This window comes from Paenibacillus sp. JT31N17 (assembly GCF_056269255.1).
Window position 1 is genome coordinate 786465 of sequence record NZ_JBWDNP010000003.1, and the last position, 26699, is coordinate 813163.

General features: G+C 54.3%; 20 protein-coding genes and 1 riboswitch. Of the genes, 16 read left to right on the top strand and 4 right to left on the bottom strand.

Going from position 1 to position 26699, the window contains the following annotated elements; translation table 11 throughout:
• The first annotated feature begins 43 nt into the window (after window positions 1-43).
• Together AC0YOB_RS15490 and AC0YOB_RS15495 are read left to right on the top strand one after the other, a co-directional pair.
• Complete coding sequence (locus AC0YOB_RS15490) at window positions 44-817, top strand: ABC transporter ATP-binding protein (RefSeq protein ID WP_475793530.1); 774 nt, start codon at window positions 44-46, stop codon at window positions 815-817.
• The gene (locus AC0YOB_RS15495) at window positions 804-2732 is read left to right on the top strand and encodes an ABC transporter permease (protein ID WP_475793531.1); all 1929 of its coding nucleotides are present in this window, start codon (window positions 804-806) and stop codon (window positions 2730-2732) included. Before AC0YOB_RS15490 ends, AC0YOB_RS15495 begins: the two co-directional genes overlap by 14 nt.
• Window positions 2733-2819: 87 nt before the next feature.
• On the opposite strand, the gene AC0YOB_RS15500 is transcribed toward AC0YOB_RS15495, so the two are convergent.
• Window positions 2820-4313: an MFS transporter gene (locus AC0YOB_RS15500; RefSeq protein ID WP_475793532.1), complete on the bottom strand. Its 1494-nt coding sequence runs from the start codon at window positions 4311-4313 to the stop codon at window positions 2820-2822.
• Between the two features lie 204 nt (window positions 4314-4517).
• Here AC0YOB_RS15500 and AC0YOB_RS15505 point away from each other — a divergent pair, with 204 nt between their 5' ends.
• The gene (locus tag AC0YOB_RS15505) at window positions 4518-5120 is read left to right on the top strand and encodes a TetR/AcrR family transcriptional regulator (protein WP_475793533.1); all 603 of its coding nucleotides are present in this window, start codon (window positions 4518-4520) and stop codon (window positions 5118-5120) included.
• A 274-nt stretch (window positions 5121-5394) separates the two neighbouring features.
• Here the strand turns inward: AC0YOB_RS15505 and AC0YOB_RS15510 are convergent, their stop codons facing one another.
• A complete protein-coding gene (locus AC0YOB_RS15510; RefSeq protein WP_475793534.1) occupies window positions 5395-6015 on the bottom strand; it encodes a biotin transporter BioY in 621 nt (206 codons plus the stop codon).
• 95 nt (window positions 6016-6110) lie between these two features.
• On the opposite strand from AC0YOB_RS15510, the gene AC0YOB_RS15515 reads away from it, so the two are divergent.
• The 10 genes from AC0YOB_RS15515 to AC0YOB_RS15560 all read left to right on the top strand — a co-directional run bounded on the left by AC0YOB_RS15515 (window position 6111) and on the right by AC0YOB_RS15560 (window position 20589).
• Window positions 6111-6959 carry an energy-coupling factor ABC transporter ATP-binding protein gene (locus tag AC0YOB_RS15515; RefSeq protein ID WP_475793535.1) on the top strand — a complete coding sequence of 283 codons (849 nt, stop codon included), beginning with the start codon at window positions 6111-6113 and terminating at the stop codon, window positions 6957-6959.
• The gene (locus tag AC0YOB_RS15520; RefSeq protein WP_475793536.1) at window positions 6956-8722 is read left to right on the top strand and encodes an ATP-binding cassette domain-containing protein; all 1767 of its coding nucleotides are present in this window, start codon (window positions 6956-6958) and stop codon (window positions 8720-8722) included. The genes AC0YOB_RS15515 and AC0YOB_RS15520 overlap by 4 nt, the downstream gene beginning before the upstream one ends.
• A 105-nt stretch (window positions 8723-8827) precedes the next feature.
• Window positions 8828-8978, top strand: a riboswitch (guanidine-I (ykkC/yxkD leader).
• 76 nt (window positions 8979-9054) lie between these two features.
• Complete coding sequence (locus tag AC0YOB_RS15525; RefSeq protein ID WP_475793537.1) at window positions 9055-9771, top strand: urea amidolyase associated protein UAAP1; 717 nt, start codon at window positions 9055-9057, stop codon at window positions 9769-9771.
• Between the two features lie 45 nt (window positions 9772-9816).
• The gene (locus tag AC0YOB_RS15530; protein ID WP_475793538.1) at window positions 9817-10479 is read left to right on the top strand and encodes an urea amidolyase associated protein UAAP2; all 663 of its coding nucleotides are present in this window, start codon (window positions 9817-9819) and stop codon (window positions 10477-10479) included.
• Between the two features lie 28 nt (window positions 10480-10507).
• A complete protein-coding gene (uca, locus tag AC0YOB_RS15535; RefSeq protein WP_475793539.1) occupies window positions 10508-14152 on the top strand; it encodes an urea carboxylase in 3645 nt (1214 codons plus the stop codon).
• Window positions 14149-15939 carry an allophanate hydrolase gene (gene atzF / locus AC0YOB_RS15540; protein WP_475793540.1) on the top strand — a complete coding sequence of 597 codons (1791 nt, stop codon included), beginning with the start codon at window positions 14149-14151 and terminating at the stop codon, window positions 15937-15939. Before uca ends, atzF begins: the two co-directional genes overlap by 4 nt.
• 355 nt (window positions 15940-16294) lie before the next feature.
• Entirely contained in the window at window positions 16295-16621 is a 327-nt protein-coding gene (locus AC0YOB_RS15545; protein ID WP_210040003.1) for a YnfA family protein, read from the top strand.
• Window positions 16622-16774: 153 nt separating this feature from the next.
• Window positions 16775-17482: a futalosine hydrolase gene (locus AC0YOB_RS15550; RefSeq protein WP_475793541.1), complete on the top strand. Its 708-nt coding sequence runs from the start codon at window positions 16775-16777 to the stop codon at window positions 17480-17482.
• Window positions 17479-18318: a 1,4-dihydroxy-6-naphthoate synthase gene (locus tag AC0YOB_RS15555; RefSeq protein WP_475793542.1), complete on the top strand. Its 840-nt coding sequence runs from the start codon at window positions 17479-17481 to the stop codon at window positions 18316-18318. Before AC0YOB_RS15550 ends, AC0YOB_RS15555 begins: the two co-directional genes overlap by 4 nt.
• A gap of 228 nt (window positions 18319-18546) precedes the next feature.
• A complete protein-coding gene (locus AC0YOB_RS15560; protein WP_475793543.1) occupies window positions 18547-20589 on the top strand; it encodes a penicillin-binding transpeptidase domain-containing protein in 2043 nt (680 codons plus the stop codon).
• A 32-nt stretch (window positions 20590-20621) separates the two neighbouring features.
• On the opposite strand, the gene AC0YOB_RS15565 is transcribed toward AC0YOB_RS15560, so the two are convergent.
• Window positions 20622-21341: an FHA domain-containing protein gene (locus AC0YOB_RS15565; protein WP_475793544.1), complete on the bottom strand. Its 720-nt coding sequence runs from the start codon at window positions 21339-21341 to the stop codon at window positions 20622-20624.
• 162 nt (window positions 21342-21503) lie between these two features.
• On the opposite strand from AC0YOB_RS15565, the gene AC0YOB_RS15570 reads away from it, so the two are divergent.
• Both AC0YOB_RS15570 and AC0YOB_RS15575 read left to right on the top strand, forming a co-directional pair.
• On the top strand, window positions 21504-21911 hold the full coding sequence (locus tag AC0YOB_RS15570; protein ID WP_475793545.1) for an Rrf2 family transcriptional regulator: 408 nt from the start codon (window positions 21504-21506) through the stop codon (window positions 21909-21911).
• Window positions 21912-22108: 197 nt separating this feature from the next.
• Window positions 22109-23311, top strand: a complete 1203-nt coding sequence (locus AC0YOB_RS15575) for a hypothetical protein (protein WP_475793546.1) — start codon at window positions 22109-22111, stop codon at window positions 23309-23311.
• A 170-nt stretch (window positions 23312-23481) separates the two neighbouring features.
• Here AC0YOB_RS15575 and AC0YOB_RS15580 read toward each other — a convergent pair whose 3' ends face one another.
• Window positions 23482-24474: a GntR family transcriptional regulator gene (locus AC0YOB_RS15580; RefSeq protein ID WP_475793547.1), complete on the bottom strand. Its 993-nt coding sequence runs from the start codon at window positions 24472-24474 to the stop codon at window positions 23482-23484.
• Window positions 24475-24698: 224 nt separating this feature from the next.
• On the opposite strand from AC0YOB_RS15580, the gene AC0YOB_RS15585 reads away from it, so the two are divergent.
• On the top strand, window positions 24699-25694 hold the full coding sequence (locus tag AC0YOB_RS15585; protein WP_475793548.1) for a type I glyceraldehyde-3-phosphate dehydrogenase: 996 nt from the start codon (window positions 24699-24701) through the stop codon (window positions 25692-25694).
• Window positions 25695-26699 lie beyond the last annotated feature (1005 nt).

A 26699-nucleotide genomic window follows, 5' to 3' on the forward strand; every position in this document is an offset into this window, starting at 1 on the left:
AAATCCATAAGCACGACAAATGATAGCAATGGAGGCGCCGCAGATGAGCAGAACCATCGTGGAAGCGAAGCAAATCAAAAAAATATACGGAACCAAAGGAAATGTGTTTACGGCATTGGACGGCATTGATCTTACAGTACAGGAAGGGGAATTCGTCGGGATTATGGGTCCGTCGGGCTCGGGGAAATCGACGCTGCTCAACATGCTGGCCACCATCGATCAGCCGACTTCAGGGGACATTGTCATTGATGGAACCAGCATTCTGAAGATGAATGAGGAGCAGCTGTCGGTTTTTCGAAGGGAAAAACTGGGTTTTATCTTCCAGGACTTTAATTTGCTCGATACGCTGACGGTCAAAGAAAATATTCTGCTGCCGCTCGCGCTGGCCAAAATGAATGTAAAGGAATTGGAGCGGAGAGTGGACGAGATCGCCGATAAGTTCGGCATCAGGCAGCTGCTGGACAAATACCCTTATCATATATCCGGCGGTCAGAAGCAGCGCACGGCGGCATCACGCGCGATCGTGGCAAGTCCGAGCCTGGTTCTGGCGGATGAGCCGACAGGCTCGCTCGATTCCAAATCGGCCACCGATTTGCTGGAGAGTCTCAGAGATTTGAATGAGCAGGCGCAGTCGACCATTCTGATGGTCACGCATGACGCTTTTGCCGCAAGCTACTGCAAGCGGGTGCTGTTCATCAAGGACGGCCGTATGTTCACGGAGCTGGTGAAGGGGCAGGCCACCACCCGCAAGGAATTTTTCAATAAAGTGCTCGATGTGCTGTCCGTGCTCGGGGGTGGCGTAAGTGACGTTGTTTGATATCGCGAAGAAAAATGTCACCGGGAATTTTAAAAGCTATTTGCTCTATTTTGTATCCATGATCTTCAGCGTTGTAATTTATTACACCTTCGTTTCCCTGCAATATTCCGAAGAAATCCAGACAACGATGCAGTCGTCGCAGGTCATGAGCTCGGTATTTATGGGGGCATCCATTGTATTGATTCTGTTCGTAGCTGTATTTATCTGGTATTCGAACTCCTTCTTCACGAAGAAAAGAAAAAAGGAGGTAGGGCTGTATTCGCTCCTTGGGATGAGGAAACGGACAATCGGCAAAATGCTGTTTTACGAGAACCTCATCATGGGAGCAGTCGGTGTGGCGATTGGCGTCGTGTTCGGGACATTATTGTCCAAATTGTTTACGATGATTTTCCTGAAGTTGCTGGATTCAGCGATCAATGTAAGCTTCAGTATCTCCCTGCAGGCGATTTTGAATACGGTCATCGTATTTGCGGTGCTGATTCTGTTCACATCGGTTCAGGCTTATCGCCTGATATACCGCTTCAGGCTGATTGAATTATTTCAGGCCGAAAAAGAAGGCGATCAAGCGCCCAAAGCCTCGGTAATGGTGGCGTCTCTAGCCGTTCTGCTGCTTGCCTTCAGCTACTGGCTTGTTTTCCAGCCGATGACGACCAGTGAACAAATGGGAAGGAATATGTTGTTGTTCATTGTGGCGCTTATTGCCGGAACCTATTTCCTGTTCCACTCGGCCATCGTCTGGCTGCTCCGTGCATCGCGAAGCAACAAGTCGCGTTACTATCGCGGGATGAACGTTATCGCCACCTCTCAGCTGCTGTTCCGGATTAAGGGAAATACGCGTACGCTGACCATGATTGCCCTGCTCAGCGCGGTCACCTTGAGCGCGGTCGGCGTAGGCTACAGCATGTACTACAGCAATGAGAACAATGCGGATGACGCCGCTCCCTTCAGCTACAGCTATATCTCGGATGGAGGCGCGTTGGATAAGCAGGTAGAGCAAATTCTGGCGGCGGATACGGAGCATCCGGTCAGGAAGAATTTTGCCATTCCGGTTATAAGGCTAAAGGCGAATACAGCAGCGCTGGCTTATAATCCATCGAATTTCCCGCCCGATGACACGCCTTTGAAATTGATTGCGGCAAGCAAATACAATGAGGTTTCCGCGGCGATCGGCCGGAAGGGACGGGCTCAGCTGACGGATAATCAGGCAGCTGCTATCCGTCCAAGGTATGCGACGGATTTGACCTCTTCCGATTATGCGGGCCGGTCCATCACGATTAAAGCCCCTCAGGGGGATAAGGATGTCTCTTTCGTACAATTCCTTGAAAGCAATGTGCTTCGCTGGACTTTTCCTGATGTGACCATTGTCGTCAGCGACCGGTTGTTTGACGAAATAGCAGGGCAAGTGCCCCCGGATGTCTATCATGTGTATCAGGTCGAGGATCAACAGACAGCGAAAGCTTCTTCCGAACAATTAGCCAGGCTTGCGACGGAAGAGAATCAGATGTCCTCCTATTATGCGGTATACCGGGATGGACTCGAAGATGCCGCCTTGAATATATTTGTCCTTGGATTTTTGGGTCTGGTGTTTCTGGCGGCAACCGGCAGCATCATTTATTTCAAGCAGCTGACCGAAGCCCGGTCGGATCAGGGGCGTTATGATATTTTGAGGAAAATCGGCGTCAGCCGAAAAGACATCCGGATCTCTGTCGCGAAGCAAACCTTTTTCGTATTCGCGCTTCCGCTTGCCATAGGCATATTGCACAGCTCCATGATTCTGAAAGCCTTGTCCAGCATTAATCTCATCAACGGCAGCCTGACCACGCCCATTATGACTTCCATGGCTGTTTATGTTGTTATTTATCTGATCTATTATGTGCTGACCGTGCAGTCCTTTAATAAAATCGTGAACAAGTAAAAGAATCGCGACGGATTATAAAAAGAACGCCCGCGACCCCCCTTCACGACGAAGGGTGGCTGCGGGCGTTTCTTCTTGCTGAAAAGTTTAATCCGCCGCAGATCCATCCGCCGGAGATTTCCTCCGGTTGGCCAGAACAAGGACAAGCGGGAGCAGGATAGCGGTGAGTCCAGCCAGCAAATAAAGACATAGCAGATAGGCGTCGGCATACGATTGCGCGAATATCTGCGGACCGTCGTTCGCTGCCGGGCTGCCCAGCGCGTTCAACCACACGATGCCGATCAGGCCGATGCCGATTGCGAAGGCGACCTGCATGCCGGTCGTCAGAATCCCGGAGGCGGAGCCAATATCGCCAGGACGTATTTTGGAGAGCACGATATTCGTAATCGGAGCTGCGACGAACCCCTGTCCGATACCAAGCACGGCTAGCGCAGGTATCCATTCATAGCCGTTGAAGCCAATTCCGGTTGCATGGACGGACAATGCAAGGGTCAGGAAGCCGAGAACTGTCAAAGCAGAGCCGATGGTCAGCACATGAGGGCCGATTCTGGCCGAAATTCTGGAAGACATAAGGGATGCGGCAAAATACCCGAGTCCCATCGGCAGAATAACGGATCCCGCTTTCAATGCACTGAAACCGAGTCCTACCTGCAGGAGATAAGCGGTGACCAGGAAAAATGCAGCCTGCGAGCACAGCAGAATAAAGACAATCAGCATGCCGACTGTAAACATTTTATGACGGAACAGCTGTACATTCATGAAAGGCATCCGTCCGCGTTTCAGCAGCCTTTTCTCGAACCAGGCGAATACGGCAAGTACGGGTACAGACATAATAAGGCTGATGATCAGCAGGGCTGGCCAGCCTTCTTTTTGTCCTTGCACGAGAGGGTAAACGAGCATCAGCAAGCCGGCTGCGACAAGCACGGCACCGGAGAGATCAAGCCTGGTCTTGACCGGTTCCCTCGATTCCTGAATGAAGGGAATCATGGACAGGATGATCAGACCAAGCGGAACGCTGAAGAAGAATACCATACGCCAGTCCAGGTCCCACGGGTTCCAGTACAGCAGAAGTCCGCCGATTAATTGACCGCTTGACGCCGCTATTCCCTGCGAGGCGCCGTACAGCCCGAAGACGGAAGCGCGTTTCTCGGCCGGATAATTGACCTGGATCAGAGACAGCACCTGCGGCGAAATCAATGCGGCGCTCAGACCCTGAATGATACGGGCCAGTATAAGCATATTGACACCGGAAGCGACACCGCACAGCAGCGATGCGAGCGTAAACCCCGCAACTCCAATCATTAGCATCCGTTTCCGTCCATAGCGGTCACCAAGTCTTCCGCCAATAATCAGGGCGATAGCATAAGCCAGCGTATAGCCGGTTATGACGAACTGCACGCCGGAAAAGCTGGAATGAAGTCCGTTTTGAATGGCAGGCGTAGCCACATTGACAACAAAAATATTGGCGACAGCCATAAATACGGACAACAGCATCACGCTCAGCATAATACGGGGCCGCGGACGCATTTCTTTCGCCGGGGCAGGGTGAGCTTGTGCGGCTGTTTTTACTAATGTTGACATGGGATCTGCTCCTTTATACCCGTATCCTTGCTTGACGAGGGCCGAATCATGACCCAGGTTGACAGCAGACGGGTTTATTTATAAAATGAAAGAGACAGTTCTGTCTCACTTCGTAAATTGAATGATACAGACAGATCTGTACCGTGTCAATATTTAAATTTGCCGCAGGCGTCTCTGGGGCACGGGGAATGGAGATGTAAATGCATGGAAAAAAAAGCATCGGCCAAGGAGCGCATCCTGCGGACAGCATCCGCCTTATTTTACAGCGAGGGTGTGCGTGCGGTAGGGATTGACCGTATTATAGAGGAATCCGGCGTAGCCAAAGCCAGCTTCTACCGCAATTTTGCGGCGAAGGACGATCTTGTCGTCGCTTATCTGGAATATCGCCACGGAATCAATATGGACAATATGGACAAGGCGAAGCGCCATTACCCGGATAATCCGGTCAAACAGCTGTATGAACTGGCCCTTGGTTTGGTCGTACAGGCGGAGAATGCAGCTTACCGGGGATGTCCGCTCATGAACACCTCTGTGGAGTTTCCGGACAAGGATCATCCCGGCAACAGGAAGGCTGCCGCTTTCCGTCAGGAGCTGTGGGATGGAATTGAGGCGATCGCCCGTGAAGCTGGAGCGAAGGATGCCAAAGTGCTGTCTGCGCAGCTTCGTATGCTTATCAGCGGAGCGATAATGGTATCGTCGATGGACAGATCGGCCTTTAATGCGGAGGAATTCTCAAATACGCTGCGTTTGTTAATCAATCAACAAATAGACGGAGCAGATACCGCCATGTGGAAGCTGAGTGTTTAATCTTTTTGGTCAACAAGTTGAACCCGGTCCTCAGGGAAATCCCTTGCGGCCGGGTTTATTTTTTGATCTTATAAAATTTAAGATTTCATTTTTATCCATTTCATAAGGTTTGAGCGAAGAAATTGACTCTGCCGCAAAAGGGCGACGAAGCCGTTTCTTCTTAAAAAATTAAGTAAGTATTGAAATTCAGCTTAACCATAAATTGCATTTATGTGGGAAGAAGCCTGCTTCGGCCGCGAGAGGACGGGCATTGGGCGTTTCTACTTGTTCCTTATTAACGCCGGGCCGCGCGCAGCCTGGGAAGAAGTGGCCGCAGGATCGGAATCAGGATGACCGCGATGACGGTTTTGATCGTATCGCCTGTCAGGAACGGGTAACAGCATGCCGCCAAGGCTTTGGCGAGGGAGACATGGGCAAAATGCGCATACCATAAAACACCCGACGCATAGACAAACAGAACGCCAAAGACGATAATGCTGATTATAAGAGCGATCCATTTTACGGTGGTTAACTTATTGCCGCTGCGGAACACAAGATCGCTGACCCAGCCGATCAGCAGAGCGGCAAATGGAAACATCCAGATAAAACCGCCAGTGGCACCCAGAAGCACGGACATGCCCCCGCTGCCATGAAGCAGCGGCAGTCCGGTGGCAGTCAGGAGCACGACAAGAGCGATACTCCAGAATCCGTACACGGCTCCGAGCAGCCCGCCAGCCAGCATAACGGCAAGTGTCTGAAGCGTGATGGGGACCGCCGTGTACCAGAGCGGAATTTGAATAAAGCTGAAGGCAATGAATAATGCGGCGAACAGCGCGGTGAATACGATCCCGCGTATCCGGTAGATCGTGCCGGGTTGGGATGCTGTAGCAGGTGAGATTGGATTCGATGTGGACATTGTTTAATCCCCTTTCATATGTTAACCTTTTATTTATTCGAGGTTAACAATTCGCATTTTATCATGGGATCATCAACTTGGGAAGAGTGAATTTTGTGAATGAGCAATTAAAGAATAGATATTTTAAGCTCTCAGGCATTAAGGTCCCGGGAGATCCGGAGGCTGAGGGAAGCACGGCAAGACTGGAACAAATCGACCTGCTCCTGGCGTCCGGCGAGTGGTTGAATCTGGTCGGCGTGAACGGCAGCGGCAAGACGACACTTGCCCGTCTGCTGGCAGGACTCACGATGGAAGGCGTCTATGGAGAGATGGACCGCGGATTCGCCGGCTTCGGGCCGTCGCCTTATGTGATGCAGCATCCCGATGCGCAGCTGTTCGGCGAGAATCCGAGGGAGGAGGTCAGCTTTGCCCTGGAGTGGCGGGGCGTACCGGCTGATGAAATTCCGGACAGGTCTGAACATATTCTGTCCTGGACGGGGCTGCTGCCAGTTGCGGATTGGCCATGGGATCAGCTGTCGGGAGGACAGCGCCAGCTTGCGGCGGTCGCGGCTTCGGGCGCGGCGGAAACACCGCTGCTGGTGTTCGATGAAGCGACTTCGATGCTGGACGATGCCTCCCGTGGACGCGTGCAGCAGGTTGCCGACCGTCTACGCCGCAGCGGAACGGCGGTTGTCTGGGTTACCCAACGGCTGAATGAACTGGATCCTTACTCGCGCGTGGTCGCCTTGGCCGGAGGCAAAATCGTCTATGACGGAACAGGTCGGCAGTTCCTGCTTGGCGACGGCCTTGGCGGCAAGGGTCAAACACCCTGCGAGCAGTGCGGGCTGCGCTTGCCGTACCTGGCTTCGCTGGCCATTGAGATGAACCGGCTCGGCAAGCTGGATCCCCATTCACCTCTTCCGGTTACGGCGGAAGAATGGCGGGAGGTATTGAAGCGTCCATGAGCGAACGGCTGCTGCCTTTAACAATAGACGGGATTAGATTAACCGGAGACAATGACGGGTTGAATCCGCAGCGTTCTCCGGGAACAGGGCTGGAATTAAACCAAGGAACAATAACGCTGGTAATGGGACCAAATGGCGCAGGGAAGACCCGGCTGCTGGAGATGGCTGCAGGCTTGAGATACACGGAAGAATGGAATATTTCCTATGGAGACGAAAGGATGTGGCTTAGGGGCAGAAAGAGCAGACGGCGCCGGAATCCAGCCGCGCTTCTTGCATACGGATATGCATCGCAATCGCCGGAGGAGCAGTTATTTGCCCGTTCCGTCGCGAGCGAGCTGCGTTATGTACTCAAACCCTATAACCTGTCTGAGCAGGATGAGCGCCGCCGTATAGCTGCAGCCCTGCATGCGGTCGGCTGGGATCATACATGGCTGGAGAAGGACCCGTATGCCATGAGCGGCGGGGAGCGCAGACGGACGGCGCTCGCTTGCCTGTTCGCCGTTCCCGCCAGATGGCTGCTGCTGGATGAACCGACAGCCGGTCTGGATGCCGCCGGACATGAGCTGCTGGCAGAGCAGCTGAAGCAGCGGGCTGCCGCAGGCCAGGGAATTCTGCTGATTTCTCATGAAAGCGATTGGGCGGCGGCATTGGCGGACTATATTCTGATCATGAACAGCAGCGGTTCGCCCAGGTTATGCGGCAGGAATGATATAATCGTTCACCCGGAGTGGCTGGTGCAGGCCGGGATGCCAATCCCTGCATGGCTTGAAATCGCACATGAATGGTGGAAAAGAGGCGTGCCGGCTGACAAGCTTTGGTCTCCGGCCGATCTGGCGGACGTACTTCCGGCTCTCGGCCGGAAGATGCAGGGAAGATCTGAAAGCGGTGGGTCGCCGGCAGAGAGCCTGCCGCTGCAAGCAGATCAAGCAGATCAAGCAGATCAAGCAGATCAAGCAGATCAAGCACAGCTGCCGCTTGCATTTGCTGCGAGAGCAGGGGCAGCTGCCAGATCAAAATCGCGGCTCCCCTTATTCGATCCCCGGTCGGTGTGGCTGTCCTATATACTCGTCTCCAGCGGCATATTTATGCAGAAATCCTGGTCCGGAACCGGATGGTCATTGATCTTGGTGTTAACCGCTATTATCTTATTTCACATTCCTCTGGCCCGCTGGCGCATTCCGATTATAAGCTTCGGATTCTTTATGATCATGATCTCGATATTGTCAGGTGCGGGGAACTCGGCAGGCGGCGGCTGGTGGAATACGGATGCCTTTCTGGTATCGCTCCAATCGCTGGCGCGTCCGTGGCTTGTCATGCTGCTTGGCCTTGGCCTGCCACTTGCCATAACGCCGCTGCGCCTTCGCCGCTCGCTGGAGCAATTATTTGCCTGGGCGGGACGTGTTCCGCCCTGGGCGCAGCGCCTGATCCTGACGATAACGCTGCTGCTCCGTTTCGTGCCGATTCTGCTGGAGGAATGGGAGAGATTCTCCCGTATCGCCGTTGCCCGGGGCAAAGCCCCGCGGGTAACAATCCTTGGAGCTGTCGGCCAGCTTAGAGACACTGCCATACCTTTCATGCTTGCCCTGTTCCGTCTGGGCGAGCATGCGGCGGATGCCCTGGAGAGCCGGGGAATCGGCACACGCCAGCCGACCTTTATCCGGAGCCAGTTTTGGAAGCGGAGGGATACGTATCTATTTATCGGATGTTTATTGATTTTCGGATTTTTATGGATTTGGGCCAAAGGTCTTTTTAACATTATGTAATAAAACCTAACATGAACATTGACACACCGATTTTCACCTCCTATAATACGGATATCAGCACTCAACAACTGCATATCGGTTCTCCTCCCTATGCGGAATGGAGAACGATAAACTGTCTAGGGTTCCGTTGATTAGGGGTTTCACCGATTTATCGGGCGCTGCCTGCTAGTCAAGTCTGGTCCAAGAGATAGTGTACAGAGGATGTCAGCGCAGCTGTCTCTTTTGTATAACACGGAAGGATAAAAGCCTGGGAGATTGATCTCCCAGGCTTTTTTGTTGTAAATCCGGGGCTTTCAACCGGATAACAGGATGAATATGGGAGGAAATCACACATGGACAAACAATGGAGCAAGACCTTGCCTGCCGGGGGAAAGTGGTCGGCCGTGATAGGCAAGGGCAAGCTGATCCAGCTGACTGCCTTGGGCGGAGGCGCCAATCTATCCATGCTGCTGTACAACGCCAGAGACCTGACCGAGCGCTACAATATGTCCGATACCCTCAAAGCGCAGCATACCTCGCATTTAAGCAAAGGACATGTGCTGATGAGCGACAATGGACTCGCCATGGCAAGTCTGGTTGAGGACGAACTGGGATGGCATGATCCCATCAGCGGTTACACCACACGCCAGCATACGGATATGAAATATGGAGTCACCACCTATCAGGAGCTGCGAAATGACTGGCTGCGCAGCGGGCAGGAGAATTTTGCAGTCGAGCTGCTAAGGAACGGATTGGGCACGAGGGATCTTGTGCCTGTCGTGAATCTGTTCTCGAAGGTAATCTGCGACGCGAACGGCGATATGCACTTCAGCTCCGGTCATTGCGCGGCGGGGGCGAGCGTCACGCTCCGCACCGAGATGGATGTCCTGCTGCTCTTGTCCAACACGCCGCATCCGCTTGATCCTGCCGCCGTCTATCCATCCGTACCGGTTGAAATTAATATCAGAGCGGCCAGTCCGCTTGAAGCCGATGATTACTGCCTGAACTTCCGGCCGGAGAACCGCCGGGCATTCGAGAATACCTGGGACTATTACGTTCTTTCCACATAAGGCTTGAACAGGTTAAAGATCCATATTCAAGGAGGAGGAAATCTTATGACTGGTTTTAACCGCGCAGAGAGCACGCTTCTTGCTGAAGATGCCATTTATAGTCAAATTATACCCGCAGGTGAGGGCTGGATGCATGAGCTGCTCCCTGGACAGGTGCTGCGGATTGTCGATCTGGAGGGCAACCAGGCTGCAGATACGTTGTTCTATGATGCAGATAACCCGGAGGACCACTACAGCGCTGTCGCTACTATAGCCGGACAAGGCAACATCTATCTAACAACGGGATCTGTCCTGCGTTCCGAGTCCGGCAAGGAGCTGCTGTCCATCGTGGCGGACACCTGCGGGCGGCACGATACACTGGGCGGGTCCTGCTCGGCGCAGAGCAATACTGTCCGTTACGCCCACGACAAGCTGCCAATGCATAACTGCCGCGACATGTTTATGCTGCAGCTTTCCCGGCATGGGGGAGCTTCCTACTCGAAGAGGGACCTTGCCCCCAACATCAATTTCTTCATGAACGTGCCGGTAACGCCTGACGGGGGGCTGGAATTCGCCGATGGGGTCTCGGCGCCCGGCTGTTATGTGGAACTGATATCGCTGTGCAGAACAATGGCGCTCATCAGCAACTGTCCGCAGTTGAATAACCCCTGCAATGCCTATAATCCGACGCCGATTCAGCTCTTGATCTGGGACAGCGGATTACGGTAAGCAGATACGACATTGAGGAGTGGACAGTATGTTCAAGAAAATATTAATCGCCAACCGGGGAGCCATCGCAGTCCGTATTGAACGAACGCTGCGCAGGATGGGAATTAGCTCCGTTGCTGTATATACGCAAGCCGATCAGGACAGCTTGCATGTCGAATTCGCGGATGAAGCGGTTTGTATTGGAAGCGGGCCAGCCAAAGAGAGCTATCTGAATGCGGAGCTTATTCTGCAAACCGCTGTCGAAACCGGCGCAGAGGCGATTCATCCCGGTTATGGTTTCCTCAGTGAGAACGCTGAATTCGCCCGCGCCTGCCGCGAGCGCGGGATTGTGTTTATCGGTCCTACCCCCGAGCAGATGGAGATGTTCGGACTGAAGCATTCCGCCCGGGAGCTGGCAGAGCGCTCCGAGGTTCCTCTGCTGCCGGGAACCCCGCTTATCCAGGAGCTGGAGGAAGCGGTCCGGGAAGCGTCCCGCATCGGGTATCCCGTTATTTTGAAAAGCACCGCAGGCGGGGGCGGCATCGGGATGCGCGTTTGTGCGGATGAGAATGCGCTGCGCTCCGCTTATGACGGCGTGCGCCATCTGGCCGAGACGAATTTCAAGAACGGCGGTATTTTTCTGGAGAAATATATAGCCCGGGCACGTCATGTGGAGGTGCAAATCTTCGGCAACCGCTTTGGCGAGGTAGCAGCGCTCGGTGAGCGTGACTGTTCTATCCAGCGCAGAAATCAGAAGGTCATCGAGGAAAGCCCCGCACCTCATCTGCCGGAGCATGTGCGTGAGGAAATGTTCGCTTCGGCGAAGCGTCTGGCGGCCGAGACCGGATACCGCAGCGCAGGCACAGTGGAATATCTTTATGATCCGGAATCTCTTGCCTTCTATTTTTTGGAGGTGAATACCCGTCTGCAGGTCGAGCACGGCGTTACCGAGGAGGTGCTGGGCATCGATCTGGTGGAATGGATGGTCCGGGAAGCGGCGGATGAGCTGAAGGAAATCCATTCGCTGGTCCGGGGGCCGGTGGGACACAGCATTCAGGCGCGTATTTACGCCGAGGATTGCTTGCAGGATTTTCGTCCGAGCGCCGGCAAGCTGGATAAGGCCGTGTTCACGGAGAATGCCCGCATCGAAACCTGGCTCCGGGACGGTATGACGGTTACGACCCTTTATGATCCCATGCTCGCCAAGATCATCGTTACTGGAAGAGACAGGGAGGAAGCGATTGACAACCTGATCCGTGCGCTGGATGAGACCCGGATTTACGGCATAACGACTAATTTGTTTTATGTGCAGGAGCTGCTGAAAGAAGAGGAAGTGCGGGATGGCCATGTATATACCCGATTGTTAAATGGCTTCCAGCCGTCCGAGCGCGCGGTTGAGGTTCTGGATGGCGGCATACAGACGACCGTTCAGGACTGGCCGGGCAGGGTCGGGCACTGGGATGTGGGCGTGCCGCCATGCGGTCCTATGGACCCGCTGGCTTTCCGGACCGGCAACAAGCTGCTTGGCAATCCGGACGACGCATCCGGCCTTGAGCTGACGCTGCGCGGAGGATCGTACCGTTTCCGCGGCGGCATGTGGTTTTGTGTGACCGGCGCCGACATGGATGCGCATCTTGATGAAGAGCCTCTTCCTTTGTACCGACCGGTATATGCCGAGCGGGGCCAGGTGCTCAGCTTCGGTGAAGCAGCCGTTGGCATGCGCGGGTACTTGCTTGTCTCAGGCGGCTTCGATATGCCCCGCATCCTTGGCAGCTCTTCCACCTTCACGCTTGGCGGTTTCGGCGGCCATGGCGGCAGGGCGCTGCGCACCGGCGATGTGCTGGCAGTCAGGCAGACAGCGGATGCCCCTGTCAACCGGGTCGAGCTGGCAGAGAGCCACCGCCCGCAAATGACGAGGGAGTGGACGATCGGGGTTATTCCCGGCCCGCATTGTACGGAAGAGTATTTGCAGCCCGATTATTTGCAGGAGCTTGCCGCGACAAGCTACGAGGTGCATTTCAACAGCTCGAGGACCGGCGTCCGTCTGAGCGGACCTGCGCCATTGTGGGCAAGGGAGGACGGCGGTGAAGCAGGGCTGCATCCATCCAATATTCATGATAATGCCTATGCCGTCGGAACTCTGGATCTAACCGGTGATATGCCGATTCTGCTGGGGCCGGATGGTCCCAGTCTTGGGGGCTTCGTCTGCCCGGTGACGACGGCTTCGGCCGAGTTCTGGAAGATTGGCCAGCTTCATCCGGGCGACAGGGTCCGCTTCCGGCTGCTTACGCTGGAGCAGGCTGATGAGCTGCGGAGGCTGCAGGACCTGAATCTCGGGTTTATCGGCAGCGGCAGCCGGGAGAAGCTTGTCCCGGCAGAGCTTCCGCTCCAGGTTGAGGAGCTGTCTGCGGACTATCCGCTGCTGGTGCAGGAGAAGGGGGGCCGCCGCTTTCCGATCACGATACGCTGCAGCGGCGATGAGAATGTGCTGGTGGAGTACGGCAGCATGGAGCTGGATCTGCTGCTGAGGTTTCAGGCGCATGCCCTGATGGAGGCGATCCAGGAACGGGATGATATTCCGGTGCTGGATCTGACGCCGGGCATCCGCTCTCTGCAGGTTCATATCGATTCCAAGCGGATAACGGTTCAGGAAGCCTGCCGGATCATTCTGGAGCTGGACAGCCAGCTGCCGCCGCTTGCTTCCATTCGCGTTCCTTCCCGGATCGTCAGACTCCCGCTTTCCTGGGATGATCCGGCGACCCGGCTGGCCATTGAACGCTACCAGCAAAATGTCAGGCCGGACGCTCCCTGGTGTCCAAGCAACCTGGAATTTATCAGGCGTGTGAATGGCCTTGCATCCATCGATGAAGTGAAGAGAGTCGTCTTCGACGCGAACTATCTGGTGCTGGGTCTGGGTGATGTTTATCTGGGCGCGCCTGTGGCGACGCCTGTGGACCCCCGCCACCGTCTGGTTACGACCAAATATAATCCGGCCCGCACATGGACGCCGGAGAACGCTGTCGGTATCGGCGGAGCCTATATGTGCGTCTACGGCATGGAAGGGCCTGGCGGCTATCAATTTGTCGGCCGCACGATCCAGATGTGGAATTTGAACCGGCAGAACGCGAGCTTTCAGCCCGGGAAGCCCTGGCTGCTGCGATTTTTTGATCAGATCCAGTTCTATCCGGTAGAGGCGGAGGAGCTGCTTCAACTGCGGGAGGATTTCTCCCGCGGCAGGTTCGAAGCCGATATCACGGAGACGACCTTTGACCTGAACGAATATTTGCAATTTCTGGACTCCATCAGCGAGAGCACGGATACTTTCCGCAAGCAGCAGCAGACGGCTTTTCATGCGGAACGGGAAAGCTGGAGAGAGCTTGGGCTATCCGAATATATCTCGGAGCATGAATCGCCAGGGAAGAATGAGCCGGAGGACGAACTTCCGCCGGGCACTACGGCTGTTCGCTGTTCCATGCCTGGCAGCGTGTGGAAGGTGCTTGTCACTCCCGGTCAGGCAGTCCGGAAAGGCGATGTGCTGATCATCGAAGAAAGCATGAAGATGGAATTCTCCCAGCTGGCGCCATGCGACGGCATTGTCGCTGCCGTATTGGTGAAGCCGGGCGATGAAGTGTTTACAGGACAGCTGATTGTAGGGATTACCAATGAAAGCGAAAGCGTGGTGACTGCAGTATGAAACCCTTTCAGCTTCCCCGGGAGCTCACGATAAGCGGGCTGCGGCGGATGTATGCCAGCAAGGAAGCGACGCCAAGGCAGGTAATCGCAGAAATTCTAAAGCGTGCAGACAGGGACAAAGAAATGAATATCTGGATCACTCCTCCGGCGATTGAGCAGATAGAGCCTTATCTGGCGAAATTGGATTCGCTTGATCCGGCCAGCTCGCCGCTGTGGGGCATCCCTTTTGCCATCAAGGATAATATTGACCTGGCCGGCATACCGACTACGGCAGGCTGCGTGGAATATGCCTATACGCCGGATGACAGCGCGGCGGTCGTTGCGCGGCTTACGGCTGCGGGCGCCATTCCGCTGGGCAAAACGAATCTGGACCAGTTCGCGACGGGACTCGTCGGAACCAGAAGCCCATACGGCGAAACCCGTAATTCCCTGCGGGAAGAGCTGATCAGCGGCGGCTCCAGCTCAGGTTCCGCCGTGGCTGTTGCCTGCGGGCAAGCGGCATTCGCCCTCGGTACCGATACCGCAGGCTCGGGGCGGGTGCCGGCAGCGCTCAACCGCCTGGTCGGCTTCAAACCAAGCCTCGGCGCATGGCCGGCCAAGGGCCTTGTGCCCGCCTGCGCAAGCCTGGATTGCATCACGGTGTTCACACATAGTCTGGCCGATGCATTATCCGTCGATTCCATTGCGCGCGGCGTGGATCTCACAGACCCGTGGTCCAGAAGCGTGCCTCATCCCAAGGCCCGCAAGCCAGCCCTCATTTACCTGCCGCGCGGTCCGCTCGAATTCTTCGGACCTTATGCGGAGGATTACAGGCAGGCCTGGGAAGCTTCCGTCAGGACGGTGGAGAAGCTTAAGATTCCTGTTGAATATATAGACACGGACCTGTTCGCGGAAGCTGCCGAAATCCTGTATGGCGGCCCTTTGGTGGCGGAGCGCTGGGCGAGCCTGGGCGGGTTCGTCGAAGAATATCCGGACGCCATATTTCCGGTAACCGCTCAGGTACTGCGTACCGGAGCAGCGCCCCGCTTCACGGCGGCATCCGTATTCCAGGCTATGCACAAGCTGCAGCGCCTGAAGCTTGCAGCCGGCGGGCTGCTGAAGGACGCCGTTCTCGTAATGCCGACATGCGGCGGAACCTGGACGCGCGATCAGGTCAGAGAAAATCCCGTCAGCACCAACAGCGATATGGGACGTTATACGAATCACTGCAATTTGCTGGATTTGTCGGCAGTGGCAGTTCCTTCAAGTGACGCGGCCGCCGGGCTTCCCTTCGGCATTACGTTCTTTGGCCTCTCGGGGGAAGAGGGGATGATTTGCGAAGCTGCAGAGTGGTTCGTTAAGGCGGCCGCCGGGCATGCTGCAGTTGATCATTCCGCAGCTCCGGAAGCTGCCGCTGCCTTGGAGGAAGCAGCAACGCTGGTGGCGGTTTGCGGACTGCATATGCGCGGGTTTCCGCTGGAGAAGCAGATGCGGGCATGCGGTGCGCGATTCGTACGCGAGGCGGCAAGCGCAGCGAAATATAAGCTGGTCAAGCTGCCGACGGCGCCTGCCAAACCGGGCATGATCAAGGTGAATGACGGCGGTTCTGCCGTTCTACTGGAGGTCTGGGAGATGCCGCTTGCCGCATTCGGCTCCTTCGCGGCGTCCATTCCCGCACCCCTTGGGATCGGCAAGGTCGAGCTGGAGGACGGGACGGAGGTTCCCGGCTTTGTATGCGAAGGATATGCCTTGTCCGGCGCGGAAGACATCACAGCTTCCGGCGGATGGCGCAATCATATGATGAAGTAATGATTGATCTCTTCATGAAATAGCAAGCTGAAGCCGGTGTTCCGCTCCAAGGAGAGGAAGGCCGGCTATTTATGTGCCTCTGCACTCCTGCTGACGGTTCTCTTGCAGCTTGCTCCGGACTCGTGAATAACAGCTTGTCAAACAAGGATGCGCGCATTAGGATTGTTGGTAGGTTAGTCGATTATGAAGATGCATACGGGGACGGAAGAAACCTGATTTGTAATTGGCTGATCTGTGTTTTTTCTACGTTGTAGAAAATATAAGGTCCACGCCTATACATTTCTATAAAGTATGAGGGAAGAAACATACTCGCCCGGGCTGTCTCTTCTTAATAGTTGCTAAAGAAAGGGGAGCGATCGGCATGGCTATCGGTTTATTCGTTCTGGCGGGTCTGGCCGAAATAGGAGGCGGGTACCTCGTATGGCTGTGGCTGCGTGAATCCAGGCCTCTATGGTTTGGCATTGTCGGGGGATTGATTCTCCTCGTATACGGCATTATCCCGACATTGCAGCAGTTCCCCAGCTTTGGCCGCGTATATGCCGCATATGGCGGCGTATTTGTGGTGCTGGCGGTGCTTTGGGGATGGGCAGTCGATAAGAAAACGCCCGATCTGTATGATTGGGTCGGAGCGCTTATTTGCCTCGTTGGCGTTTCGGTCATTTTATGGGCGCCGCGGAGCTGACACAGGCTTTTTACGCCTGCTGTGGGTGATTCTATCGCGCTTGGCGGCTTGGCAGTCGGCTGATCTGCGGCAACGCTGCATGGGATTGACAGCGTCTTTTGTTGGTATAGGCATCGGAAATCGTGTAAAATTCCTAATGGAGGGATTTAGACGATGACAGAGAAACCGGATATGGAAAACAGTCAGAAACCGCCCGCACAGACAAGCCAAGGCTTGCGCGTGCTTATTGTAACGTCTGTGAACGCGGAGAGAGATGCCGTACTGCGGGGGCTCGGCGGTACAGGAGCAGAACGGTTCGAAGTTCTCGTTGGCGGAGTCGGCGTGGCCGCTGCGGCAGCCAGCACGGCAGGCGCCCTGGCATTATCCCGTTATGATTTGATTATTTGCGCAGGCATTGCCGGAGGCTTCAAGGATAAGGCGGAGATCGGCACGATTGTCATGGCCAGCGAGATTATCGCTGCCGACCTGGGGGCCGAGACGCCGGATGGCTTCCTCAGCGTGGACGAGCTTGGCTTCGGCAGCTCGCGGTTTCAGGTGAATTCCGGCCATCTGGCTGCCTTGACGGAAGCAATCCGCGCGGCGGGTGTCAGCGTTCAGACCGGTCCGGTGCTGACCTTATCCACCGTTACCGGGACAGCGGAGACAGCCGCTTTGCTGGCCGAGCGTGTACCCGGTGCCGCAGCTGAGGCCATGGAAGGCTATGGCATTGCAGCTGCCGCATATCAGCGTGGCGTGCCGGTGCTGGAAATCCGGGCGATCTCCAATATTGTCGGCCCCCGCGACCGTGACGCCTGGCGGATCGGGGACGCGCTCAAAGCGCTGGAAGCTGCAAGCTCAATTTTAACGGAGGTGTTACAATGAATATTGCTTTTTCACCATGTCCCAATGATACCTTTGTTTTTCATGCATGGGAGCACGGCCTCCTGCCGGACGCGCCTGAGTTGAATGTAACCTATGCGGATATTGACATAACCAATAATCTTGCTGCCAAGGTCAGCGGGCCCGAGGTCATGAAGGTATCCTATGCAGCTCTGCCGTGGCTGCTGTCCGACTATGCGCTGCTGCCCTGCGGGGGAGCGCTCGGCAGAGGCTGCGGGCCGCTGGTTCTTACCGCTGGCGGTAATGGCAGCGCGAGTGATCCGGCATCGCTGAGCGGCAAGCGCGTAGCTGTGCCCAGCGAGCGATCAACGGCCTATCTCCTGTTCCGCCTATGGGCAGCCCAGAATATTCCTGGGGGCGTCGGCGAGATTGTCGTCATGCCTTTCCATGAAATTATGCCCGCTGTGCGGGATGGCTTGATCGATGCCGGTCTGGTCATACACGAAGCCCGCTTTACGTATCCCTCCTACGGCCTCACTCTGCAAACCGATCTTGGAAGCTGGTGGGAAGCGGATACGGGGCTGCCGATCCCGCTCGGCGCTATCATTGCCCGGCGTTCCATGGATCTGAATGCCATCGCCGGCTGGATTCGCGCCTCTGTCGAATATGCCTGGGCGCATCCCGATGCTTCACAGGGTTATGTGCTTGAGCATGCGCAGGAGATGTCTCCCGAGGTTGCCCAGGCGCATATCGACTTGTATGTGAATGAATTTACGGCCAATCTTGGCGAGGATGGATATGCGGCCGTTACGGCTCTGCTCGGCAGAGCGGCAAAGGAAGGACTGGTTCCGGAAATTGATCCGGCGCTGCTGCGCTAGCAGAGGAAGCGATTGCTCCAACAAATAAGAAAGGTCGAAAATAGCTATACTTTGCTTCTATTTCATGAGGAAAACAGGCGGATTCACCGTCTGTTTTTTGTTTTTTTCACATTTGTCTGCCATTATCACGAAATTATGATGCTTTCTCTATTGTACGGATTTCCCGCAGCAGGCTATGATTAGAGAGGATGGGTTATTTAGACATAATAGAGAGAGGAAGAGAGAAGCTTGAAAAAAGGGTTGCTTTATTTGACAGGTGCGCTGGTTGTACTCTTCGCGCTTCTCACGGGCTGCGACAAGGAAGAAACGGAGAAGCCTTCGGATGTGTTTCAGGCTTACTTGACGGACTGGCAGCAGCAGAATTTTACTGGCATGTATACGAAATTGACGCCGGCAGCCAAAACCGCCATCACAGAGACGGATTTCGCCGAGCGCTACAGCAAGATATATGAGGGCATTTCCGCCAGTCAGCTGTCGGTTACGGGCACGGTTCCTCCTGAGGAGGACAAACCAGGCGAAGAAGTTGCGGAGATCAGCTACACGTATAATGTCAAAATGGAAACGGCAGCAGGTCCCGTGACATTCAGCCACGCTGCAAAGCTGCTCAAGTCCGTCATCGATAAAGAAACGAAGTGGCTCATCGCGTGGGAACCGTCGCTTATTTTTCCGCAAATGGCGGAGGGCGATAAAGTTCGTGTGCTGACCTCGGAAGGTCAGCGCGGCGAGCTTTATGACCGGTCCGAGAATGGACTGGCTGTCAATGCCGAGCTTCCGCAAATCGGCATCGTACCCGGGAAATTAGGCGACAAGCCCGAAGAGGCCAAAGCCAGGCTGGCAGAGAAGCTTGATATAACGGTGGACGATATAAACAAGAAGCTCAGCGCAGCCTGGGTCAAGGATAATCTTTTCGTCCCGATTGCCGTTGTTCCGCAAGAATCGCTGCAGCCGTATCTGGACATCCCCGGGGTGGATTATCAGAAGAAAACGGTGCGCGCCTATCCGTATGGAGCCGCCGCCGCCCATCTGACTGGCTATATTGCCGAGATCAGCGCCGAGCAGCTGGAGCAGAATAAGGACCAAGGCTATAAAACGGGCGACCTCATCGGAAAGTCGGGATTGGAGCAGGTATTCGAGAAGCGGCTTAGGGGGAAGGACGGCAAGCGGATTATTATCGCCAATGAAGCGGGCAAGGAAAAAGCCGTTCTCGCACAGAGTGAAGCCGCAGCCGGCGAGACGATCCGCCTGACCATAGACGGAGAGCTGCAGCAGACGATCTATGATGAGCTCAAATCCGATACGGGCTCTGCAGCGGCGATCGATCCGCAGTCCGGAGACGTGCTGGCGCTTGTGAGCAGTCCGTCCTATGATCCCAACGCTTTCCAGCGGGGAATTCTGGGCAAGCAGTACCAGCAGTGGAATGATGATCCGGATAAACCTTTTCTGAACCGCTTCGCGCAGGGCTACGCGCCGGGTTCGGCCTTTAAAGTGATAACGGCCGCCATTGGTCTGGATACCAAGAAGCTTGATCCGGCGGAGAAGAAGAATATTTCCGGTCTGACCTGGAGCGCCGATCCCTCGTGGGGGAATTATTATGTGAAACGGGTGCATGATGTGAACCCGGTCAATCTTCAGGACGCCCTGGTATATTCGGATAATATTTATTTTGCCCAGACGGCGCTCGGCATCGGCCGTGACGCCTTTACGGAGGAGACGGCCAAATACGGTGTGGGCGAAGCCATTCCGGTTCCCTATCCTCTGAAGAAATCGCAGCTGGCCAACGACGGCATTCAAAATGACATTCAACTGGCGGATACAGGATATGGACAGGGGGAGCTGACGATGACCTCCCTGCAGGTGGCGCTGATGTTCTCCGCTCTCGTCAATGACGGGAATATGGTCTACCCGTTATTGTCGGAGGATGACCGGGCAGACAGTGCCAAATACTGGAAGGAACACGTCATGGCGCCTGAAACGGCAGCGCTTCTGAAAAGCGATCTGGTCAAAGCAGTGAGCACCGCGGGTGGTGCCGGCCACGGCGCCTATATCCCCGGGGCTTCCATCGCGGGCAAGACGGGAACGGCAGAATTGAAGCAGAGCAAAGGCGGAGAGGGCAGCGAGAACGGTTGGTTTGCCGGTTTTAATGCCGATAATCCGAATTTGCTGCTGGCGATGATGATCGAAGATGTGAAGGAACGCGGGGGGAGCGGCTACACGACTCCGAAGGTGAAGCATATTTTCTTAAAAACGCTCCAGCTCCAGAATAACGGGTAGGCCGCGAGGGGCTGCGATCGATTCGCAGCTCCTTATTTTGTTTGAAGGCGGGGTGGAACGACGGGCATTTGCTGCGGCGGAACAACATGGAGGATATATCCTTTTCCCCTTATACTTTCAATTGCAAAGGTGTCGTTGCTTTTTTTGCGGATGCGGTAGAGCAGCGAATTCAATTCTTCCGGCGACACTTGCGACGCGGTGTCACCGGTCATGCGCTCGGGCCAGACGCAGCGGATAATCTCGTCCTTGCCGACGAATTGATGCTCTTTGCGGACAAGCAGCTCCAGACAATTATATTCTTTTTCCGAAAAACGATAATCCTGATCATGCAGCCGGATCGTCTGTCTGATGGGATCAAACATGAAATCGCTGCGCAGACTGCGGTTCTCCGAGCTTAGAAGTGTAAAGTCCAGCGTCTCCTCCAAATTTACCGGGGAGAACGTGAGAACGACCATGCCTTTGGCAAAGGAGATATTGTCGGACGGCTCTAGCGGCACAGGCTGAAACGGGATCAGCGCGTTCCCGTTCAAATCGGTTCCGTGCTTGCTGTCCAGATCCATGATAAAGGTTTGATTATGCTCGGTATAGATCGAGGCTTGCTTCCGGGAAACAAAGGCATTCTCGAAAGCCATGTCAGGCTCCCACTGCTCTCCTTTTCTTCCGAGGATCGTATGAGAGGGATGGCAGGGCAGAATTGTTCCGCATTCATAGGGGTAACCGCGTTCAACAACCAGGCATGAGGGCAAACTCACAGGCAAAACCTCCAGTACAGACCATAGATAACTCTTATTTTATCATGAAATCTCCGATTATTCCTCTTATCCAAAGAATGGAAGGACTGGGACGTTTCATTGACTTGAACAATCAACAAGGTTAATATAAATCCATCAAATCTAGCATTGGAGCCCGGTGATATGAAATATTCCAAAGCAACGAATTATGCACTGCACACTATGCTTCATCTGGTCGCATCTCCTGCCGAGAATCCGGTTGGCGTTCAGCAGCTGGCCGAGATTCAGCAGGTATCGCAAACCTATCTTTCCAAAATATTGACCAAGCTCGTCAAAGCGGGCATGATTGAATCGGCTTCCGGGGCAGGCGGGGGCTACAAGCTGATCCGGAGGAAAGAGGACATTTCCTTCCTGGACGTGATCCATGCCATAGAAGGAACGGCTTCATTGTTCCATTGCGGATTGGAGCATAACAGCGAAGAGTGCCTGATCCAGGGTGTCATGGTGGAGGCCGAGCAAACGATGGAGCAGGTATTGCGGGAGCGCAAGCTGATTTCGCTTGTCGATAAAGTACAGGTTGTCCGGAAGTAGGCATTGCTGTAATAAGATACGGAAGGGCCACTCCCCAACCCGGGATTGTGGTCTTTTTGCTGTTGCATCCGGATGAATTCAAGTTGAATAAAATGGAAACTGTTTCGCCCGTTCCTTCTTTTTTTCTGCCGCGAAACCCTGTAAACTCTAATGGATGGGCAAGCGCCCATTGAACCTGACGCTTAAGGACGGGTGTTATGATGTCAAACGGACTGCTGATTTATCAATTTTTCTGTTTCGGGATTATTTTCTGGCTAGGCTTATATATGCTCAATCGAATACCGGGCCAGCCGCGCCTGTCTGTCACCGGCGCTGCTCTTGCTGCCTTCGCGGTCTCCTTGAATTCATCTATTTTAATGCGGTTTTCCACGGGAGGAATAACCAAAACCATTCTTTCAGCAATCCATCATATTTCGGCTGTGGTCACTCTCATACTGCTTCTTTTGTCTATTGTTTTTATGATTTCGGCTTATCTGAGAAAACAGCTCGCCGCCGCAAAGGGTTTGGCCGGACTGCTGCTTCTGCTCTATTTATTCGCTGGTGTGTATAACGGACTCGTTGACGCTGACATGACCAATAGCGGCCCTTGGCTGGGAAATGGAGTGGCGCTATTGCTGCTTGGAGCCGCAGCGGTTTCAATCGAAATCAAGCGGCAGGGCGAGGCCTGGCTGCCTGATTTCTTCCGTTCGCTCGACTATTCCGCCTTCTACGCGCTGCTCTTCTCCGGTATGATTGTGTTGGCGATTATATGGGGTACAGGCAGCGACATCACGCTGCTGGGGTTATTATCGGGGGTTATCGCACTGTCGGTAGGGCTGCAGGTGTTCTCGCACCAGCTGCGCACCCTGCTCGATAATGTGGCATATGCGACATTTCCCGCTCTCCGCGAAGAGAGTGCCGAACTGCGGATGGTGGACCGCGCTGCGCCCCGTGTGGACGAAGAAGCGGTTCCGGAGCAGCTGGACGATGAGGCATTGTTCCGCTTTACCCGCAGCGCCCTGAAAAGCTTCGGCGATCTGGAGCGTCTGGCATCCAATCCTTTGACGCGGCTTAAGCTGATTGATCAGCGGATGCAGAGCCAAAACGGACAGGGAGAGGTCATTGAACGCGCCATAGAATTGAAGGCCGTATTGACCGAATCGATAGAGCAGCTGAAGCCCCGCCAGAATGAGCCGTTCGGCACTACGGATGAGTGGAGGTACTACAATGCGTTATATTTTCCTTACCTTGCGGGACTGAAGCCATATAACCGCAAATTCTCCGAAGAGCTCCTGGACGCCACATCGCTCGAAGCTCTGGAGTGGTTCCGGGCTTACGTGCCCGAGCGAACCTTATACAACTGGCAAAATGCTGGCGCCCGCCTCATCGCCTTAAGATTGAAAGAAAAGATGGCAGGCTAGAATTGCCGGAAATTTATTTGTCCTGCTGATGCATGTAAGGGACAGAGACTCCGGCGGCTAAGAGCTGTTGAAGCCTCTACCAGGATGGGTTCAAATAGACGCAGCCAGGCTGCGCAAACAAAGCTTCGCCCCCGAATGGGAGCGAAGCTTTTTCTGCTAATCTTGAAATGTTAAGGATTAATGCCTGCTGCATGCTTCGTATGATCAGTCCCAACGAGTTCCCGCAGCAGATTTACGCTGCTTTGCTCCAGGCGCATGGGAAAGAGCTCGACCTTGTCCGGCGCCATTTTCATCAATTCCGGAAATACGGCCTCGGAAGCGTAAATTTTGGCCGACCGGTCCAGCGCCTCCGACAGATGCTCACTGTCCAGGAGACCGAATGCTGCAGACTTGATTCTGGTAATGCCGGCATCGTTAACGCGCCGCGCCATCCATTCTCCGCCCTTTTTACCAAGACAGACAAATGATACCTCCATATCCGGCTGCAGCCTGGCAATTTCCAGGAGGACGGAAGGTTCGGCTGTGGCGCCGATCACATGCACTTTCTTATCAAAAGGCGCAAGTACGGCTTTGACCTCCTCCGCCTGGTTAAGGGTTGTAACAATGATATCGGCTTGCCCGGCCTCTCCGATTGCGCTTAATCCCCCGGACAACAAATCCTCCAGGAAAACCATTTGGACTTCGCGGCCGGTAGCTTTCTCGATTTCTCTCCGGTAGAAGGTGTAAGCATGTCCCTTGCATTCCACAAACAGGATCCGCGCAGCCGATGGCTGTTCGTTCTGCAGCAGGCTGTAGGCAAGCCCGGCTACGAACAAATCGTGCAGATTGATGCCGTCAGCCTGCGCTTCCTTGATCGCGCGCTCGAGCAGCTGCCGCATCGGCGAGCGCTCCTTTCGCAGCTGCTCCGTTTCCGCATTGCCCAGCACCTGCGTCCCCTTGCCTTTTTGCATGGAGACAAGACCTTCGTCACGCAGCTGGGTATAGACCCAATTGACCGTATTCCGATTAAGACCCAGTGTGGCAGCCAACTGGCTGGCGGCAGGCAGCATATCTCCCGTTTCTATTTGCCCGGTGCCGATCAGCCATTTGAGCTGTTCCTTGATTTGCGTATTCACACTGAACGTCAAGCGGTGATCGACCTGTAGGCATATCTTGTTTTCCATTCTATATAACCCCCAAATACCTAGTTAACTATTTATATTATACATCTATATTTCCTAATATCCATAATAACTATTGGTTTTGTGCGTTGACAAGGAAATAAATTATGCGGTATAACTAGATTGCTGGTTATTTAGCGAGAGAGGGAATTTGAAGACAAGCTAAACGAATTCCCAGGTTTTAGGGTAGGAGCTGCAAACCATATTGAATACAGGGAGGAAGTAACATGGGTAAAATTGCGGTATTTGGATTTGGCCGGATAGGCAGACAATTATTAAGGGTGGCGCTGAAGGAAGAACTATTTGTTCCGGTATCGGTTTCCGATATCAAGGACGAAGGGACACTCGCAGCGTTATTCGAGGTCGATACCAACTACAAACGTTGGCACGAGTCCGTTTCCGGAAGTGAAGGTCAGCTGGTTATCGGCGGAAGAGAGATCCAGTTCATCAACTCATCCAAGGAAGTGCCGGATTGGAAGGCCATGGATGTGGATCTTGTTATCGACTGTTCCGGCCGCGCCGTTACCCGTGCTGTTGCCCAGATTCATCTGGACAGGGGGGCCAAGCGGGTGCTCGTAAGCGGGCCAAGCAAAAGTCTTGACGATTGCGATGCTGTTCTGCTTAAGGGCATCAATCTGGATACATTTGATCCGGAAAAACATAAAATCATCAGCATGGCGAGCTGCACGACAAATGCATTGGCGCCTGTTGTCAAAATCATTAAAGAAAATTTCGGCATTAAATATGGACTTTTTTCAACGGTCCATTCCTATACGAACACCCAATCGCTGACGGATCAGCCTATGAAGGACCGCCGGGATTCCTGGGCAGCAGCGGAAAACATCATTCCTTCCTCCTCAGGAGCGGCGAAAGCTCTGAAATTTATCTGGCCCGATCTGCAAATTACGGGCAAGGCCTACCGGGTGCCGACCCGTACCGGAAGCATTGCCGAATTGAATCTTGTGGCGGAGAAGTCCTGTACCGTTGAGCAAATTAACGATATCTTCAGAAGCGCTGCTTCAGAGGGTGTATTGAAGGGAGTTATCGATGTTTTGGAGGGCGAATGGGCTTCTTCCCGAATTGTAGGAGACTCGCATTCCTCCATTATTGATCTTCCGCTGACGCAGGTTCAGGGAGAGATTCTATCCATTGCCACCTGGTACGACAACGAATGGGGCTTTGCCTCGCGGCTGGCCGAAGTCGCTGCCTTCCTGGCCCGCTAACCCAATTCTTCAAAAAATGCCCGAACGAACCCGTCGGCCGCATAGATGCACTAAAAAAACAGGAATCCACCTCGATCCGGAGGAAGGGTTCCTGTTTTTTTTCTGCGGGTCGGCATATCTATATAAGATGCCGATGATTCGATCATCTATAAAAAAGATTATGACTTATTCTTTTCGATATTCCTGGCAGCAGCAAAAACATTAAGAATTGCGGGTGTACCGCAGTAATTCAAAAGGGATGAGAAAGCCACCCCAAGCATTGTCTGTAACTCCTATATTATTAGGGGACGGAGTGTTGGATGCTCCGCATGGAAGTGTGTCCCGAGAGGGACGAAAACGATCCAGGCAGGGAAGCCGCTCCTGAACATCACAGTCCCTCCTACGTTAGTAAGGGACGAAGTCCACCAGGCGGCTTGGGAGCTCCGAGTGGAAGTGTGTCCCAAAGGGACGAAAACGATCCATGCAGGGAGCATCAACCAAGCGTTTCTCTGCAACACCAACGTTATTCAAATACCGGGTGTCCAGAGGGCCGGCGGCCCTTTGGGGTCCCTCCTATGGAGGGATTTAGGGAGGAGCTGTACGAAGTCCACCAAGCTACATGGAAGCATTGCATGCTCCGCATGGAAGTGTGTCCCGAGAGGGACGAAAAACGATCCATGCAGGGAGCATCAATAAAGCGTATCTCTGCAACACCAACGTTATTCAAATACCGGGTGTCCAGAGGGCCGGCGGCCCTTTGGGGTCCCTCCTATGGAGGGATTTAGGGAGGAGCTGTACGAAGTCCACCAAGCGGCTTGGGAGCTCCGCGTGGAAGTGTGTCCCAAAGGGACGAAAACGATCCATGCAGGGAGCATCAACCAAGCGTTTCTCTGCAACACCAACGTTATTCAAATTCCGGGTGTCCAGAGGGCCGGCGGCCCTTTGGGGTCCCTCCTATGGAGGGATTTAGGGAGGAGCTGTACGAAGTCCACCAAGCTACATGGAAGCATTGCATGCTCCGCATGG

Bases quoted from the DNA above. Each gene is read 5' to 3' on its own strand.
- AC0YOB_RS15490 (WP_475793530.1), top strand. From the start codon at position 44: ATGAGCAGAACCATCGTGGAAGCGAAGCAAATCAAAAAAATATACGGA.
- AC0YOB_RS15500 (WP_475793532.1), bottom strand. From the start codon at position 4,313: ATGTCAACATTAGTAAAAACAGCCGCACAAGCTCACCCTGCCCCGGCG.
- AC0YOB_RS15505 (WP_475793533.1), top strand. From the start codon at position 4,518: ATGGAAAAAAAAGCATCGGCCAAGGAGCGCATCCTGCGGACAGCATCC.
- AC0YOB_RS15510 (WP_475793534.1), bottom strand. From the start codon at position 6,015: ATGTCCACATCGAATCCAATCTCACCTGCTACAGCATCCCAACCCGGC.
- AC0YOB_RS15520 (WP_475793536.1), top strand. From the start codon at position 6,956: ATGAGCGAACGGCTGCTGCCTTTAACAATAGACGGGATTAGATTAACC.
- AC0YOB_RS15525 (WP_475793537.1), top strand. From the start codon at position 9,055: ATGGACAAACAATGGAGCAAGACCTTGCCTGCCGGGGGAAAGTGGTCG.
- AC0YOB_RS15530 (WP_475793538.1), top strand. From the start codon at position 9,817: ATGACTGGTTTTAACCGCGCAGAGAGCACGCTTCTTGCTGAAGATGCC.
- uca (WP_475793539.1), top strand. From the start codon at position 10,508: ATGTTCAAGAAAATATTAATCGCCAACCGGGGAGCCATCGCAGTCCGT.
- atzF (WP_475793540.1), top strand. From the start codon at position 14,149: ATGAAACCCTTTCAGCTTCCCCGGGAGCTCACGATAAGCGGGCTGCGG.
- AC0YOB_RS15550 (WP_475793541.1), top strand. From the start codon at position 16,775: ATGACAGAGAAACCGGATATGGAAAACAGTCAGAAACCGCCCGCACAG.
- AC0YOB_RS15555 (WP_475793542.1), top strand. From the start codon at position 17,479: ATGAATATTGCTTTTTCACCATGTCCCAATGATACCTTTGTTTTTCAT.
- AC0YOB_RS15570 (WP_475793545.1), top strand. From the start codon at position 21,504: ATGAAATATTCCAAAGCAACGAATTATGCACTGCACACTATGCTTCAT.
- AC0YOB_RS15575 (WP_475793546.1), top strand. From the start codon at position 22,109: ATGATGTCAAACGGACTGCTGATTTATCAATTTTTCTGTTTCGGGATT.
- AC0YOB_RS15580 (WP_475793547.1), bottom strand. From the start codon at position 24,474: ATGGAAAACAAGATATGCCTACAGGTCGATCACCGCTTGACGTTCAGT.
- AC0YOB_RS15585 (WP_475793548.1), top strand. From the start codon at position 24,699: ATGGGTAAAATTGCGGTATTTGGATTTGGCCGGATAGGCAGACAATTA.